The organism is Microlunatus endophyticus (genome assembly GCF_014646195.1).
Classification (GTDB): domain Bacteria; phylum Actinomycetota; class Actinomycetes; order Propionibacteriales; family Propionibacteriaceae; genus Microlunatus; species Microlunatus endophyticus.
The window spans coordinates 13,180-28,953 of the sequence record NZ_BMMZ01000008.1 but is presented as its reverse complement, the minus strand read 5'-3'; the positions used below and the strand labels follow the sequence as shown (position 1 = coordinate 28,953).

The window sequence follows — 15,774 nt, the reverse complement described above, 5'->3', positions numbered from 1 at the left end:
GTGAGTGAACGCAGCAGGGGACCCGAGGGGTCTTCCGGGGCGGCGCCCACAGACCGGGGCAATGCCGCCGGGTCGGACGACTTCTACGCGGCTGCGGCCGCCTCGGTTGCTGCCCGCAGCGGATCGAACGGGTCGAACGGCCGCAGCGGCACGAACGGCGGCGCGACCGCGCCGGCACCCGATCGGGACAAGCTGACGCCACAGGCCAGGCCCGCTCAGCGGCCGAACCAACCGGTTCCCAACCAGCCGGTGGCCCGATCCGGCGGCAATCCTGTGCCGTCGAAGCCGTCGGAGGATGGGTCCGACGACGAGCCGACCACGGGGATCAGTGGGATCGCCAGCTCAGTGCTGAACGCCGTACGGCCCAAGCCCAAGGCGGAGAAGCCCGAGGACACGGAGAAGCTCGCCGAGCGGACCAGCTCAGCGGCTCCGGCTGCCGAGGCCGTACGCACCCCGGTGCTGCCGTCAACTCCGCCGGTGGCGGCGAACCCCGCGGTGACGGTGACCGCGGTCAAGGACAAGCCCAAGGCCGGCGCGGCCCGCGGGACCCGCAAGGCACGTCTGCGGCTGTCCCGGCTCGATCCGTGGTCGGTGATGAAGACGTCCTTCATGTTCTCCATCGCGGCCGGCATCGTCTTCGTGGTCGCCGTCTTCGCGGTCTGGACCGTGATCGGTTCGTCGGGCCTCTTCAGTTCGATCGACTCGATCGTCGGCAGCGTGCTGCAGAGCCCGGGCGACACCACCCCGTTCCGGGTCGAGGACTACGTCAACACCCAGAAGGTGATGGGGGTGACCGCGTTCCTGGCTTGTATCGACGTGGTGATCTTCACCGCTCTGGCGACCCTGGCCTCATTCCTCTACAACCTCGCGGCCACCATGCTCGGCGGTCTCGAGGTCACCCTCGCCGAGGACTGATCCCCGCTCCGTCGTCCGTGTGCGTTTTCCGACCGGTGTCGGCGTCGATGCGCTGAATCGCCGACTTCCGGTGCGTTTTCCGACCGTGGCGGGGAGCCGTACTTGGTCCGGGGGTGCGGACGTATTCTTGTGTCCATTTGGCGCCACGTGGCGTCGTATGAAGGCGGTGCCGACCTCTGCGGCGTACGTTTCTCACCGCGCGGAGTCATACGGCCGGGGCGGCTTGGGTCGGCGGCATCCGATTTGAGTCTGCTGGCTCCGATGGGATACCGTTTCGCTTCGGCGTGAGACGCGGTACGCGGCTCCACCGGGATCGCGGGCCTATAGCTCAGTCGGTTAGAGCGTTGCCCTGATAAGGCAAAGGTCACTGGTTCAAGTCCAGTTAGGCCCACCCATCTGACTAGGGGAAACACCATCCGCGGCCGTTGGTCGGACGGCACCTGAGATACAAACTGATACACACCGGCCACGCGTTTCAACACTGTTTGGGCGGTTCGCGAAACAGTTGATCCATCACCGTCGCGCCTGATTCGATGACCGGCCTGAGCTGGTGTCGGTAGACGAGTTCGGTCACGGCCGTCCCGCTGTGACCGACCAACCGGGAGATCTCCTCGAGCGGGACGCCGGCGTCCGACAGAATCGACACGAACGAGTGCCGCATCTCGCGCGGCGTCCAGTCGTCCGGGTTGATGCCGGGCACGAGGCCCAGGGCTCGACGGAAGTCGCGCCTGACGCTTGCTGCGTCCAACTCCCCGCCGATATCGGTGGTGAAGACCAGATCGGTGTCGTGCCATTGATCGCCGGCGGCCAATCGTTGTCGATCCTGCTGTGCTCGGTGACGTCGGAGCACGCCGACGCAACGCACCGGGAGAGCCAGGGTCCTTCTCGACCTGCGCGTCTTCGTGTCCCCGGTCGACCGCACCGAGCGCCACACTTCGAGGTGGGAAGGCACTACCCGGTTGCCAACACGAGACTCGTCAAGGTGGACGTTGGACCACTGGAGCGCCCGCAGCTCCTCGGTACGCCCGCCGGTCAGCAGTGAAACGACGATATAGGCGTGGAGCGGATCGTCGACGGTCAGCGTCAGCACCTGATCGACGATCTCAGGCGTTAGTGATTTCGACGGTCGGCCGCCGCGTCCTGGCGGCACTTTGACTAGTTCGACGACATTGCGCTGCACCAGGTCCCGCGCCATCGCGCGCCGGACGGAACGGTTCAGGCAGGCGTGGACCCTGCGCAGGGGTTCACTACTCAAGACCTCCGCACGGCTGGCGATCCATCGATCAACTTCACCTGCGGTGAGGTCCTTGAGCTTCCGCTTGCCGAGAAGCGGTGTGATGTGCCGGGAGGCCAGGCTGCGGTACTTGTTCGCCGTCGACGGCCCCACGTCGCCCAACCCGTAGTCCAACCAATCCTTGACGGCATCACCAACGGTGTACGCCTTGGTGGCCTGGATTGCCGTTCCTGCGTCCCGCGCCTGGATCAGCTCACGCAGCTTCGCCTTCGCTTCGGTCCTCGTACGGGCCGAGGCTCTTCGAGCGATCCGACGGCCGCTGCCGTCGTATCCGACCGTCACCGAGACGATCCAGCGTTTGCGCGCCTCGTTCCAGAACAGGGAGCCGGCGCCCTGCTCGCGCTTGGTCATCGCAGACTTCCCAGCGACTCGACGTACTCGTCGAGAGCATGCACGGGGACGAGACGACGGCGGCCCTGCTTGACAGTGCGCAGCCGACCGGAGCGGATCAGTTCGTAGATCACCGAGCGGCTCAGTCGTAGGGCTTCCGCGGCCTCCCCGACGGTGTACAAGACCGGCACGACAGTGTGCTGGACCATGATCAACCTCCCTTCGTCGGTTCGGGCGGATCGAGCCGAATGTCCACATTCGGTAGCGGCACGATTGCGTGGGCACGCTCCCAGAGGTCGATGACGAGGGCAGAGTCTGTATTTGCCGAGTTCCGAATCGCGCCGTCGTCCCACCAGGCCGACTGCGGATCGTCGTCGACGACTACCCGCGGTGGCAGCGGCAGACCTAGGTCGGTGGCGGCTGATTTGACGGCGGTGACGAATCGCTCGGCGTACAACGCGTAGCCGTCTGTGTACCGCCTGTTCAATCCGGTGAGCGCCGCGTCGTGTGCCTCCGCCATTTGATCTTGGTCGGCGCAGTCGCTGAAGCTGGCGTCGAGCTTGTCCTCCGCTTCGTCGAGGCCGGCCAGGCCTGGATGAAGATCAGGGTTCTCGATCAGCTCCGCGACATTCAGTGAGAACGTGACGGGCTCGGTCATCAGCGTCCACCACTGATCCGGGTTCTCGCCCATCGCACCAAGCAGAGTTCGTGTAGACACGAGGCTTCCCACGATCCGGAGCGTCGGGCAAGAAGGCACTCTGGACCGCCGACGTTCGCAGCGGCTGCGGCGAGGGACCTTGTCACAATGGACGCAACATCAGGCATGCGATGGTCACGCAGTGATTCGCGAGCGATCGCGGTCAACAGTCGCGTGAAGTCCACGACCGTGGCGTCGTCTACCCTCTTCGTGATCATGGTTCGGTTCCGTTCACGGTGTGCAGCCGGGTCGCCGGACGCCGACCGCTGATCAGATGATCAACGTCGAGGCGCATAAGTTCGATGTCACGAACCTCGCGATAGGTACGCTCCATGCCGGCCCACAGGTGCTCGCGATCGTCCCGGCTCAGTCCGCCCCGCCACTCGGCGCGATCATCGCTCGCCAGCGCCGCGGCGAGGCACTCTCCGACAGCTGGACAGCGCTGGCACATGTCGGCGGTGGCTTCGGGCTCTGCTGCACAGGCAGCCGAGTCGGTCCATTCCAGGACTCGCCACTCGGCGGTCACGCCGAGACGACGGACCACGAGTGATCGGTACTCGAAGACAACGAGGTCGACGAGCCGGTCTCGGCTGACCGATGGGCTGTTGATGCGGTTGTGGTTCATTGGTGCTCCCTGGCCTGGTGCTGATGCTCCAAACGTGTGCGTGATAGTGCGCTCGGATACAAGGTTGGTGAGGATCTGTGGACAACGGCACCGCATCCGGCGGACATCTGAAGACATCTACTCTGGATCAGATGGCGTCTGAGACTGGTAACCTGAGTTAATGGTCAACCGTCGGCTCCGCGGCGCGATGCTGAACGCCGAGATCACGGCCGCGCGCCTAGCGCAGCTGGCTGAAGTCGACGTGAAGACCGTGCAGCGCTGGCTGACAGAGGACCGGATGCCGTACCCGATCACGCGTCACCGCGTCGCTCGGGCGCTGGGCCATGAGGAGACGTATCTATGGCCGGCGCTGCTGGCCGACGGTCTTGGTGGTGAGACGGAGGGGGTCGGCGGCATCTGGCCGACCCGCACCGCGATCTCGTCGGAGACCTGGCACTCGCTGTTTGGTCAAGCGAAACGGCAGATCGACATCCTGATCTACGCTGGAGCGTTCCTCATCGAGACCCTGGATCTCGCGGACGTGCTTCGATTCAAGGCGGGACAGGGGGCAGCGATCCGCGTGCTGGTTGGTGATCCGGATAGTGCTGCCCTCAATGCCAGGGCCGAGGAGCTTGAGCTGGCCTGGCTTCCGGAGCGGTGTCGTACGACGGCGACTTACCTCGTGCGCGACGTCGGGGCGGCCGCACACGTCCGCTCCCATGGGACGACGTTGTATGCTAGCCAATTCCGATTCGACGACACCCTATTGATCAACACCCACGTTCACGGCGTGTGGGCAGCCCAGTCTCCGGTGTTCCGACTTGAATGCAATGAAAGCCCCGTCTTTCAGTTCTATGCCAATACATTCGACCGTGTTTGGGCGCTCGCCGGGCCCGTGCTCAGAAGTGACTCCGGGCATCGCTCGTAATCGGTCAGTCCGGGACGCCAATGTTGGAGCCCACGCAGTCCGCGGCGGACCCAGCGGGGCGACATGGCAGCGGCGAGCCCGCTCGCAGCGCGTTGACTGACGGGCTTCTAAGTGAAGAACCGCCGTCAGTTCCGAGCGTGCGTCATGGGATGGCATGGTCGCGACTAGGCAAGCATAGGACAGGTGTCCGGATCCCACTGCTGACTGGCGGTGATTGGTGGACTCGACCCATGCTTTCGTGACTGGAGCGCGATGGAACGAAATGACGAGGCCTTCGATCAGATCCACGGTCCGACGAGACCGTAGCCGCCCGAGATAGCACAGACCACGAAGCTATCCACGCCGACCAGCTTCCGCCTCGGCGATGCATTGAATCGCATCGGCTAGGTGTTCCCGTAGCGTGTGGCTAGTAAAGACCCGGAGTTTTCCGCAGACCTCGGCTTGCTGCAATCCGCGAATAAAACTGGTCTGCGGAGGTGGAGGAGCAACCCCATGCGCCTTGAGCCCCATGATGAACTGATACGTCTCCGCACGAAGCAATTGAATGTTCGGCAGGTAGCCCTCTCCATTGCAGCTGGGGCATGTCAGACGGTTGCGCCTGCCGTCGTCAAGTAGTCCGAAGCAGGTGGTGCAACGCATTAAATCGCCGAGTGCATCCTTCAAGATCACGTCCGGAAGATACTTCGGCGAGAATGGGATTTGGTCGTCGCAGGTGCCGTCGGCATTCTCGAGCACTAGGAGTCGGTAGCTGCGATCTTCCTCGACCGCTACAATCCATCCGTGGGATCCCCCTTCCCACTCTGGCAGTAGACAGTAAGTTCGCGCGGGAAGATCAGCGCGTTCCCAATCCCCGCGCCGGCCGGACAACATCGTGTCGTTGGGGGTGAGATATCCAAAGACCGTTTGCCACATATCGTGAGTTCCGCCCTGGCCTGTGCGATTAGTCATGATGGGCTTGCGGAAGTCCTCGGCGATGCGGGCTGGGTCAGTCGACAGAGCCTCGATACCGACAAGCAGAGAGGGTATGTCCGGGTCTGCGGCACCGCGCGCTTGCTGAAGCCATGAGGCGGCGGCCCGCCTCCATCCCTCATATGTTCGAGAAGCGATGCCTACACCGTTTGTCCGAACAGTCACCGCGCGTTCTAGCAACGAGCGTGCCGTCGTCAACACGGCGACGGATTCAGCCAAGAACTCTGCTGAAGGTGAGTTATTCGGTCGCGCGAGCAACTCCTCAAGCTCTTTCCGGAACTTCGGATCGGCATCTTGCAACATCCGAGATTCACTCTCCGCTTCACGCCGAGCTTGCAGTTCGGGCCGCCGATAATCCTCGGAGAGCGCGCGTCGCCAACGCGCAATTAGGACGCTAAGCAGCACGTCTGGCCGTTCGTGTGGCATGAGCCAGTCATGAATGATGTCGTAGGGTGCGAAGGCCAGATCGAATTCCATTAGCCCCCTTCCATCTTTCGCGCGGTGCTTGAGGAAGTGCGCTTCCAGTGCCGGCAGGAAAGCCCTGGCGACGGCAGGCATGTACCTTTCATGACCCCAGCTAATGACGTTGAAGAGAGGATATGCGCCCGAGTCCCACTTCTCCACGTCAACCCATCGGCGCTGAGTCTGCGCTGCGGTAGCACCTAATTGCTCGGCGACTGCTGAAAGCAGCAGCATGCTACTTATGCGGCTGGCCATTGTGTGTCGATAAGAGCCTTGAATCACAAAGTCAGCGCGCACACGCCGTTGCAACGCTTCTGTCAACTTCGTCATCAACCAAAGCGTTCGGTGTTGCGCGGCGTCATCAATCCAGCGCAGATAACCGCGAAAAATTCGGCGACTGCTCTCGGCGTAAACATGGCCACCAGCTTGTGCGGCCTCCAGGAGCTGAAGTGGAACGTCAATGAGCAAACTAAGTCGAGCTCTGATCTCGCGGTCGTCCGGGGCGGCACTGTGTTCCTCGACCATTCGCTGATACAGCAACTCGGCGCTGTCGAACGGCAACTCGATCGGCATGTCGTCCGCGAGGAGAACCTCATGTGACGGCTCGGTGAGAAGCTCGCAAGCTGCCTCAAAGATAGGTCTGGCCCGTTCCAGTTCGGGCACCTTCTCGACCAGCAGCACTGCGAGCTGCTGCACGTCGTGAAACAAGTGCTGGAGCTGTTCAGCCACCTGTACGGACAATTGCACGTATGGATAGTCAAGATCGTCACGTGGCGCTAACATCGATGACTCTTGAAAGCATGCACGTACGCGCCCAACTGATATCGATGTAGCGAGTCTGGCCGCCTGAGCTGTCAGGTCGATATTGTCCTCACCGGCGCGTAGGCACAGCCGTTGCAGCGCATTCCACGCTTCCTGGCTTACCGACTGGTTCGCACACAACTCGCTCCGGTGGAGGACCAGCCAATCCGCGAACTGAAACAAGCGACGCTCGGCGCCGTCGTCAACTTGGCCCACAACGCTGGCAACGATCCGAGCCGCGTCGCCATCCTGACCCGCACGGAGCGCCTCGAGGAGCACGCGCTGGAGACACGCCTGGACCTGGTCACGAACGTCGCCGGGACCGGTGGTGCTTCGGATCGACAGGAGACTCGCATGGGCAGCGGCGATGCGTTTGCCATGACCACGCCGGGAGTGTTTACGGCTGGCGCTGCGGACGGCAGCTTGAGCGAGCTCCAACGGCATTCCTGCTCGTGCGGCCCGCACGGCGCGGATTGGAGTGGCGATGATAAAGCCGAGGGAACCAATCGTAACTATCGCCGCACCACCTACGTTCGGTCGCAGACTCCAGAGGAGCGGGAGAATCACGCCTATCAACGTGTACACGAGTAGGAATGTAGTGTCTCTTCGGCGAAGGCGAATATTGGGAATATCGAACCTGGCGGCGAACTGCACGGTGACGATCCCAAGCCCGAGAATGAACGCGACGATCGTTGCGTTTACTTGGGCTAACGTCAATAGAAGAGAGGCTGCTCGGTTCAGAACTGCGCCGTCGTTCCACCAACCGTCGGGCGGCCACCAGTCGTGCATGGTGCAGACACTAATCGGCACTCCGGCTCCCCGGGGACTGTTGTGCAGGTTGAGTCGCTGGCTTGGCGGCAACGACGGTGGGACTGGTCTAGACGAACGCTCCGGCGCGGCGGCAATTGGGTGACTCCCAAGTGACGGCGCGGCTCAGGACTCCGCTATTGCGGCCGTGCTGGGCGACTGCGGGATGACGCCAAGAGGCAGGTTTTGCGCGACGGTGCAACCTGATCGGCTCGGTCGGCCACGATGCCCTCCACACCACCGCAGCAGCTGCTCCGACCACAGCTGTGCCTTGTCCAGATCATCGGTCTCCATCCGACCACCAGCACCGCCGCATGAGCAGCAATCAGATCCTCCAGCAGGCGACGACGCTCCTCCAACGCCGGCCTGATCAGGTCGGTGCGCTCGTCACGGGCAGGTCGAAGACGATCAGATGGCACGGCTCCACCCACGCCGACTGTGGCCGTAGCGTGAAGTCGGGCCGCGTGTATCCGGGGGCGTCCTCCGGAAACTGCGCGCTCTTCGGCGCTATCGAGGCCTTCAGGACACACCTCTTGCAGATCCTCTGAATGGTAACTACAGTTATCACCTGTGATGACCATCCACGTGCTTCACGCCGGGGATGGCTACCTGTATTTGATCCGATCGGTGGCCATCCACGACAGTCCCGCCGTGCCAGGACGGTCACTCTCCAGCTACTACGCGGCTTCCGGCCAGCCACCCGGTACGTGGTCGGGAACGCTGTCAGAGATCCTCGACGTTCGCGGAATGGTAACTGAAGAACAGATGCAGGCTCTGTTCGGGCAGGGTCTGCATCCGAACGCCAGCACGATCCGGAAGGCATTGATCCGCCGAGGGGTGAGCCCGGATGCGGTGGACAGGGCTGTTCGGCTGGGCCGGCGGTTTCCTGTGTACGGCCGCTCGCCGGACCGAGATCAGCGAATCGCGCGTGCCTTCCGCAACCGCGAACGGGAGTTGAGCAGACGGCTGACTGACGAAGAGAAGGTCGAGATTCGTCAGCGGCTTCTCGTTGAGGAGTTCGTTGAGCGGGAGGGCAGGAATCCGGTCGATCCTCTAGAGTTGGATACCGCTGCCCGAGCTTCGACCAAGGCGGCGGTGGCGGGTTATGACTTTGTCTTCACGCCGGTGAAGTCGGTTGCGGTGTTGTGGGGCTTGGGGTCGGTAGCGACACGTCGACAGATCCATGAGGCTCATCAGACGGCGGTTGCCGATGCGATCGACTGGCTGGAACGCAATGCCGCCTATACCCGTGCCGGGACTGAGGGGCAGGCGCAGATCGATACGTCCGGGGTGATCGCGGCGGTGTTCGATCATTGGGACTCTCGTGCCGGCGACCCGGACTTGCACACGCATGTGGCGATTTCGAACAAGGTGCAAGGCCTGGACGGTAAGTGGAGATCCTTGGATGGGCGGGCGTTGTTCGCCGCCGCCGTGTCTCTCTCGGAGCGCTACAACACCCGGATAGAGGACGAGTTGCGAGCCCGCCTTCAGGTGTCGTTTGCTGAGCGGTCCGGACGAGATGAGAGTCATCGTGCCGTCCGAGAGATCGTTGGAGTTCCCGCACCTTTGATCACGCGCTTTTCGAAACGGCGGCACGATATTGAGGGCAGCTATCGGGAGCTGCTTGCCGGCTATCGCAACGAACATGGCCATGAGCCGTCCGATTCGGCGCGACTGAAGTTGTACCAGCAGGCGACCCTGTCGGATCGTCCCGATAAGCAACTCGGCCGCTCCTTGGAGCAGATGGTCGACACCTGGAGGAGTGAGGCCGAGACCGTCCTGGACGTCTCCAGCGTTGAAACCTATATCGAGCGACAGGTTCAAGGGCGGGAATTCCATGCCCGGCAATTCCAAATCGAGTCGCTGGCCGACGAGGTCGTGCGGGTGTTGTCCTCGTCGAGATCGACGTGGAATGTCCATCACGTTCGCGCCGAGGCACAGCGGCAATCGCGCCCGATCCGGACCGCGGACCGGGATGAGTTGGTGGAGCGGATCGTCGCAGCCGCCACTCATCCGGCGCGGTCCATCCGGATCGAGACGCCACGCACGCTGGCCGAACCGCCAGAGTTGCGAAGGGCCGACGGCGAGTCTGTTTTCACCGAGCGCGGGTCGGCGCGATTCACCACCACACAGCTTCTGGATGCCGAGGAGCGGATCGTCACCGCCGCCCGCCAGCGATGCCCAGTTGTCGCTGACCGTGAACACGTCGCCGACGCGATCTCCGCAAGCGCGTCCGGGAAGCGGGCCTTGAATGGCGGGCAGGAACGGATGGTTCGGGCGTTCTGTCTTTCTGGAAGGGTCGTGCAACTGGGGCTGGCGCCGGCGGGTGCGGGCAAGACGACCGCGATGGAGGCGGTTGTGGCCGCTTGGGGGAGTTCCGGCCGGCAGGTTGTCCCGCTGGCGCCGTCGGCTGCGGCGGCGGAGGTGTTGTCGTCGGAGCTGGGTGTGAGTGCGGATACGGTCGCGAAGTTTGATCATGATCAGCCGGAGATCGTGGCTGGCACGTTGATCTTGATTGACGAGGCAGGCCTGTCCGGGACATTGACTTTGGATCGCATCGTGGCCCGCGCGCAGGCTGCCGGTGCGGTCGTACGGCTGATCGGTGATGATCAGCAGCTGGGTGCGATCGAGGCCGGCGGTGTGATCCGGCAGATCGCGCACGAAGTCGGCGCCGTCCGCATGGAGCAAGTGGTCCGCTTCGCCGACCCCGCCGAAGCACGGGCCACCCTGCAGATCCGCAACGGCCATCCGGCGGCCGCCGACTTCTATCTGACACGGAATCGCGTCGTGGCCGGCACCGACGAAGCGATACCTGAGGCGGCGTACGAAGCCTGGTTGGCCGACGTCCGCGTCGGCCGCCACAGTGCACTGCTCGCATCGTCGTCGACGGAGGTGTCGGCACTCAACGCTCGTGCTCGCGGTGATCGAGTTGTCGCCGGTCTGGTCACGGTTGAGGGCACTCGGCTGCACGACGGGAATGTTGCCGGGGCCGGTGATTGGATCGCGACCCGGCGCAATGAGCGTTTGCTGGCAGTTCACGCGGGTCGGGACTGGGTGAAGAACGGCGACTCGTGGGCGGTCGAGCAGGTCCACGAGGACGGCGCGCTCACGGTGGTCCACCGCGGCCATCGTGGCCGGGTCACGTTGCCGCCGGAGTACGTACGTTCCCAGGTCGAGCTCGACTACGCCCGTACGATCCGACGGTCCCAAGGTCTGACGGTTGATCGTGCGCACCTTGTGATCGATCCGCGAATGAAGCGTGAAGACTTGTATGTCGGTCTGAGCCGGGCTCGGCAGTCAACCCACCTGTACGTGGCAGTGATGACCGATCCGGGCCCGGACCACCACCCGGACGTCGCCGGCAGCGCCGCAGACGTGCTGAAAACGATCATTGCCCGGACAGGGATTGAGCTGTCGGCAGGCGAGACGATCCGCGAGGCGATCGCCAGTGTCGATGATCTTCACCGGATGGCCGTGGAGTACGAGCACGCCCTCGACGTACAGACTGGAGACCGCTACCGGATTGCTGCCGAGCACGTCCATCCCGGCCTGAGCGCCGATCTCGCGTGGCCCAACGTCGTACGGCGACTGCACCGGGCCGAGGCAGCTGGCCGGACAGTGGAAGAGGTGCTCGACGCGGCCGAGCACCTGTCCGGATGGGCAGATTCCCGGTGCGACACCGAAGTGATGGCGCATCGGCTCGACCGGCTCCTCCACAGCACAGATCCTCTGCGGATCGAACCAGAAGTTCCCGAGTGGCTTGCAGCCGCGCCGCCCCGCAGGCTGCCGTCGCCCTGGGACGCGTACCTGCCCGAACGATACGCAGAGATGGCCGGGCGCATCAGCCAGCTCGCCACAGAAGCCGTGCGCGAAGCGCGGCCGTGGCTGGGAGAGATCGGACACGGCACAGCGCGCACCGAGGCCGTACGGCAGGTCGCCGCCTACCGGGCGGTCTACGACGTCGCGACCGACGACCCGCTCGGCCCTCGGCCACAACCGCGGACCCGCCAGGACCACGCCTGGTCCGCAGCCCATCGCGCGATCCGCAGCAGCCACACCACCGCCAAAGCTAGCGGTGCGCACCGACTCCTCGTCCAGCTCGAATCCGTGCCAACCGCTCACGACGACCGACCAGCAGCCGACAGTCGCGGGCCAGCGCGAAGCCTATGAACAAGTGCCTATGAACAAGGGAGATCAGATGCCGAACACCACACACACCAGCGACCAGCCGATCACCAGCACGCCGGACCTGCCGTTGGTCATCGAGTTGCTTCAGAACCAGCTCGACGATCTCACCGCGACGGTCCGAGCCCAGCAAGCGGAGCTCACCCGCCAGGCGACACGGATCGCCGACCTGGAAAGGACGTAGCAGCGTCATGGCTGCGACCAAGGCCGAGGTGGGACAGACACCCGCCCGGCTCACCCTCGAACAGCTGCATGATCAACTCCGTTCCGCGGTTGGCGCGATCGAGACACGAGAGCAGTGGCGAGCCTGGCTGGACTTCGCCGTCAGGCTGCACCGCTACAGCTTCGACAACCTCATGTTGATCATGGCCCAACGGCCGGACGCGACAGCGGTGGCCAGCTACACGACCTGGAAGTCGGTCGACCGGCACGTCCAACGGGGCGAACGATCCATCAAGGTTCTGGCTCCGGTCACCCGCCGTACTGAGGTCACCGACGATCACGGCCAACCAGTACGGGATGCGAGCGGAAATCAGCTGTTCCGCAGAACGGTCGTCGGCTACCGGCCCGTCTCGGTGTTCGACATCAAGCAGACCAGCGGTCCGCCCGTTCCGACGCCGGTCCGTCCGACCCTGCTCGAAGGACAGGCACCCGGGGGGCTGTGGGAGGCGCTGGGACGCGAGGTCGCCGAGAGGGGATATCGGCTGCTCCGCGCGGGCAGTGATCAACTCGGTGACGCCAATGGCATCACGATGCCGACCCGTCGTGAGGTCTGGGTTCGCGACGACGTCGACGGCCTGCAGGCCGTCAAGACGCTCGCCCAGGAGCTGGCCCACATCCTCCTGCACACCGGTGAAGATCTCGATTCGGACCCGTGTCGCGGAATCAAGGAAGTCGAGGCCGAATCCGTTGCCTACCTGACGCTGGCCGCACACGGAGTTGCCACAGACAGCTATTCCTTCCTGTACGTCGCGAACTGGGCCTTCGGACTTGCCGACGCCGAACACGTCCCGATGGCCGACATCGTTGCCCGCACAGGCCGGCGGGTTTTGGGTGCTGCGCACACGATCATCGAGGCGACCGGATCGACGGAGATCCCGAACGCCGCCGATATCGCCCTCGCGACTCGAGCCAGCCTCGCCGCCGAGAAGACAGAGACGCTCCGCGAAGAGACAGAAGTCCGTGCCGAGCCTCCCGTCGAACGGGCGGTCCTGGTCGGTGTCGTCGCCGACAGCCAGGACTTCTTCCGTTCCCGAGTGCGCGACTCGTGGGTGCCCGAATACCTGGACGGCCGGAAGCTGGCGAGCGCCATTGATTCCCACGGGATCGGGTACGCGCCCGCCGGCTGGACCGTCCTTACTGATCATCTGCGATCCCTCGGCTACAGCGACGACCACATCCAGGCCGCAGGGATGGCGACCAGAGCGCGGACCGGGAATCTGATCGACCGCTTCCGCGACCGTCTGACCATCCCTCTCCGAGACGCGGCCGGTGACCTCGTCGGGTTCACAGCCCGATCGGCACCCGACGCAGACGGCAGGACCCCGAAGTACCTCAACTCACCGGCATCGCCGATCTTCACCAAGAGTGAGATCGTCTACGGGTTGTCCGGCCTGCGGGACGTGATCCGGGCCGGCTACGCACCGGTGGTCTGCGAGGGAGCTCTCGACGCGATCGGGATCGACGTCGCATCAGCCGCAAACTATGTCGGCTTTCACGGGCTCGCGACGTGCGGCACCGCATTCACCGACGCCCACGCTCGACAGATCGCTGCGGCGGAACCGACGAACATCTGCCTCGCCTACGACGGCGACGACGCCGGCCGCCAAGCAGCAGAACACGCCTGGACCAAGATCACCCAAGCCGGCATGCACAGCATCACGACCGCTGAACTGCCAGCGGGCGCCGACCCGGCATCGCTGAACGCCGACAATGCAAGCGACCTCGTCGAGCGGCTGCTGGCAGCAAGAGACGGCGCGCTTGTCGTCGTGGATCGGCGAATCGTCGCCGCTCACATCGTCGACGACCTGCCACGGCAGTACGGCCTCTTCCACGACATCGTCGAATGGGCCGCCCAACTGCCCGCCGAGCGACGAGTCGATGTCGCTATCCACGCGGCCCGACGACTCGGCATCCACCCCGACGACGCAGCAGCCGAACTCACCCAGAACCACCCCGGATTCATGGCCGACTCACTCGAAGCAATCGCCAGCCACTGTGACTCGGTCTCGTCGATACTCGACGGGCGGACCAAGACGTACGACGAGCACCAGCCCGCCCCGCCAGAACGCATCCAACCGCCAGCCATCGCACGTTAGGACGCGACCATGGCAGAACCAACATCCGACGAGCCCAAAGGCTCGGGCTTCCGGATACCCCCGTGGGATCCTGAGGCGGTGCTCCGGCGGCGGGCGGCCAGCGCCCGTGCGGATCGCGACACGGCACTTCGTGATCTGCAACGCCAACTCACCGATGCCGAGATCCCCACCCGGTTCGGCATCGCCATTGATCAGATTCAGGGATGACCGATGGATCAACTCGTCGCCCAGACCATCACCCGCGCAACCCGCGAAGAGGCACAACGCCAGGCGGCCGATGACCTCGACACCCTTCGCCGCCAAGCAGTCGAGGCAGGGCGCGAACGATCCCGTACGGTCTTCAAGATCAGCATGATCGATGACGACTCCGGAACGATCAGTTACAACCGCGCCGGCAGATTGCTGCGTGACTGGTACCTCCACGTCTACATAAACACGCTGCGCTCGAGTTTGAGCCAGCCCAGTGAAGTGATCGATCTTTCGGATCGGAAGGAAACTGCGTCCCTGCTTGAAGAACTGCGACCCAACGCTGCCGGGGCACAAGCGGCCCTCGCGGTCCGCAGCGCCGAGATGATCGCAGTCAGTGACGCCGCCCGCGCGGTAGCGAGCATTGCAGAGCGACTTCATCACGCTGGCGCCGTCCGAGCGATCCACCACGCACCCGAAGACCGCTTTGACGGCGACGAGCTGCGCGTCCACGTCATCCGCCACTGGTACGAACACTGCTACGACGATCTCGTCGACCGAGCCGTTCGAGCTCGTCACCCGCTCGAAGTAGATGTCCGCGCCGACGACGATCAAATCGTCCTCGCCCTGACAGCACACGAAATCCGTCAGATCATCAGCTCCGATGGTTTGTCGCTGGCCGCTCTGGAACTTCGCACGCGCGAGTTGCAGCAGGTCGATGGCGACACGCAGGCCATTCCATCGCCAACTGCTGTCTACGCCAGGCTTGCACATCGCCTCAGCGAAGCATGGAACAACATGGACGAGACTGCACGCGCCGAATGGCTCGATACGTCGGACCAACCCGTGGATCGGACCAACTCAGACTGGTCGGCGCTTGATGGAGGTTTGCAACGGGAGTTAACAGGGCGCTATGTCCAAATGCAACGCCACGACCTGCACCAACCGGACCTCAGCGCTCCACTGAGCGGACTGGGTGTGGAGGAGATGGCCCGGCGACTGTTCAACCACTCGGAAGTCCTGGCTCCGCGCGCGATCACACGACTGGGGTCCGAACCTGATCTTGACCGGATTCTCCCGCTGGCTCACGAGCCGGACAACGATCGACGGCCGATGCGGCGGGAGTCCTGACCCATATAGGCAGGCGGTCTGAAGTTGTACGCGGCCGGCTGGGGGTGTTGCAGATGAGGCACCTGACCTGGCGCTCTCACCGGGCGGGTCATCCGGGCACCCTGGAGATTACGCCCTGGACGCACCTGACATGGCTGCCCGGTGATG

13 protein-coding genes and 1 tRNA gene are annotated in these 15,774 nt (G+C 64.0%); 9 read left to right on the top strand and 5 right to left on the bottom strand.

Features of this window, described 5'->3' with window-relative positions; genetic code table 11:
• Together IEY07_RS15600 and IEY07_RS15595 are read left to right on the top strand one after the other, a co-directional pair.
• The gene (locus IEY07_RS15600; RefSeq protein WP_229670165.1) at positions 1–915 is read left to right on the top strand and encodes a DUF3566 domain-containing protein; all 915 of its coding nucleotides are present in this window, start codon (positions 1–3) and stop codon (positions 913–915) included.
• Positions 916–1,232: 317 nt separating this feature from the next.
• Positions 1,233–1,306, top strand: a tRNA-Ile gene (locus tag IEY07_RS15595).
• Between the two features lie 84 nt (positions 1,307–1,390).
• Here IEY07_RS15595 and IEY07_RS15590 read toward each other — a convergent pair.
• From IEY07_RS15590 to IEY07_RS24240, 4 genes are all read right to left on the bottom strand, one after another.
• On the bottom strand, positions 1,391–2,560 hold the full coding sequence (locus IEY07_RS15590) for a site-specific integrase (protein ID WP_188896325.1): 1,170 nt from the start codon (positions 2,558–2,560) through the stop codon (positions 1,391–1,393).
• Positions 2,557–2,748: a helix-turn-helix domain-containing protein gene (locus tag IEY07_RS15585; protein ID WP_188896324.1), complete on the bottom strand. Its 192-nt coding sequence runs from the start codon at positions 2,746–2,748 to the stop codon at positions 2,557–2,559. The genes IEY07_RS15590 and IEY07_RS15585 overlap by 4 nt, the downstream gene beginning before the upstream one ends.
• A 2-nt stretch (positions 2,749–2,750) precedes the next feature.
• Positions 2,751–3,230 (bottom strand): hypothetical protein, encoded by a 480-nt coding sequence (locus IEY07_RS15580; RefSeq protein WP_188896323.1) that lies wholly within the window; start codon positions 3,228–3,230, stop codon positions 2,751–2,753.
• Positions 3,231–3,450: 220 nt separating this feature from the next.
• Positions 3,451–3,861 (bottom strand): WhiB family transcriptional regulator, encoded by a 411-nt coding sequence (locus tag IEY07_RS24240; protein WP_229670164.1) that lies wholly within the window; start codon positions 3,859–3,861, stop codon positions 3,451–3,453.
• A 160-nt stretch (positions 3,862–4,021) separates the two neighbouring features.
• On the opposite strand from IEY07_RS24240, the gene IEY07_RS15570 reads away from it, so the two are divergent.
• Positions 4,022–4,768, top strand: coding sequence for a helix-turn-helix domain-containing protein (locus IEY07_RS15570; protein WP_188896322.1), 747 nt, complete (start codon positions 4,022–4,024; stop codon positions 4,766–4,768).
• Between the two features lie 333 nt (positions 4,769–5,101).
• On the opposite strand, the gene IEY07_RS15565 is transcribed toward IEY07_RS15570, so the two are convergent.
• Complete coding sequence (locus IEY07_RS15565) at positions 5,102–7,789, bottom strand: hypothetical protein (RefSeq protein ID WP_188896321.1); 2,688 nt, start codon at positions 7,787–7,789, stop codon at positions 5,102–5,104.
• A gap of 332 nt (positions 7,790–8,121) precedes the next feature.
• Here IEY07_RS15565 and IEY07_RS15560 point away from each other — a divergent pair, with 332 nt between their 5' ends.
• Genes IEY07_RS15560 through IEY07_RS15535 form a run of 6 tightly spaced genes read left to right on the top strand, consistent with a single transcriptional unit; the run spans position 8,122 to position 15,627 of the window.
• A complete protein-coding gene (locus IEY07_RS15560) occupies positions 8,122–8,355 on the top strand; it encodes a hypothetical protein (protein ID WP_188896320.1) in 234 nt (77 codons plus the stop codon).
• Between the two features lie 25 nt (positions 8,356–8,380).
• Entirely contained in the window at positions 8,381–11,977 is a 3,597-nt protein-coding gene (gene mobF, locus IEY07_RS24805; RefSeq protein ID WP_373288862.1) for a MobF family relaxase, read from the top strand.
• Between the two features lie 28 nt (positions 11,978–12,005).
• Entirely contained in the window at positions 12,006–12,176 is a 171-nt protein-coding gene (locus IEY07_RS15550) for a hypothetical protein (RefSeq protein ID WP_188896318.1), read from the top strand.
• Between the two features lie 7 nt (positions 12,177–12,183).
• The gene (locus IEY07_RS15545; protein WP_188896317.1) at positions 12,184–14,310 is read left to right on the top strand and encodes a toprim domain-containing protein; all 2,127 of its coding nucleotides are present in this window, start codon (positions 12,184–12,186) and stop codon (positions 14,308–14,310) included.
• Positions 14,311–14,319: 9 nt separating this feature from the next.
• The gene (locus IEY07_RS15540) at positions 14,320–14,517 is read left to right on the top strand and encodes a hypothetical protein (protein ID WP_188896316.1); all 198 of its coding nucleotides are present in this window, start codon (positions 14,320–14,322) and stop codon (positions 14,515–14,517) included.
• 3 nt (positions 14,518–14,520) lie between these two features.
• Entirely contained in the window at positions 14,521–15,627 is a 1,107-nt protein-coding gene (locus tag IEY07_RS15535; RefSeq protein ID WP_188896315.1) for a hypothetical protein, read from the top strand.
• Positions 15,628–15,774 lie beyond the last annotated feature (147 nt).

Coding starts and splice junctions, on each gene's coding strand:
- IEY07_RS15560 (WP_188896320.1), top strand. CDS start 8,122: ATGAGCAGCAATCAGATCCTCCAGCAGGCGACGACGCTCCTCCAACGC.
- IEY07_RS24240 (WP_229670164.1), bottom strand. CDS start 3,861: ATGAACCACAACCGCATCAACAGCCCATCGGTCAGCCGAGACCGGCTC.
- IEY07_RS15585 (WP_188896324.1), bottom strand. CDS start 2,748: ATGGTCCAGCACACTGTCGTGCCGGTCTTGTACACCGTCGGGGAGGCC.
- IEY07_RS15545 (WP_188896317.1), top strand. CDS start 12,184: ATGGCTGCGACCAAGGCCGAGGTGGGACAGACACCCGCCCGGCTCACC.
- IEY07_RS15580 (WP_188896323.1), bottom strand. CDS start 3,230: ATGGGCGAGAACCCGGATCAGTGGTGGACGCTGATGACCGAGCCCGTC.
- mobF (WP_373288862.1), top strand. CDS start 8,381: ATGACCATCCACGTGCTTCACGCCGGGGATGGCTACCTGTATTTGATC.
- IEY07_RS15540 (WP_188896316.1), top strand. CDS start 14,320: ATGGCAGAACCAACATCCGACGAGCCCAAAGGCTCGGGCTTCCGGATA.
- IEY07_RS15550 (WP_188896318.1), top strand. CDS start 12,006: ATGCCGAACACCACACACACCAGCGACCAGCCGATCACCAGCACGCCG.
- IEY07_RS15565 (WP_188896321.1), bottom strand. CDS start 7,789: ATGCACGACTGGTGGCCGCCCGACGGTTGGTGGAACGACGGCGCAGTT.
- IEY07_RS15535 (WP_188896315.1), top strand. CDS start 14,521: ATGGATCAACTCGTCGCCCAGACCATCACCCGCGCAACCCGCGAAGAG.
- IEY07_RS15590 (WP_188896325.1), bottom strand. CDS start 2,560: ATGACCAAGCGCGAGCAGGGCGCCGGCTCCCTGTTCTGGAACGAGGCG.
- IEY07_RS15570 (WP_188896322.1), top strand. CDS start 4,022: ATGGTCAACCGTCGGCTCCGCGGCGCGATGCTGAACGCCGAGATCACG.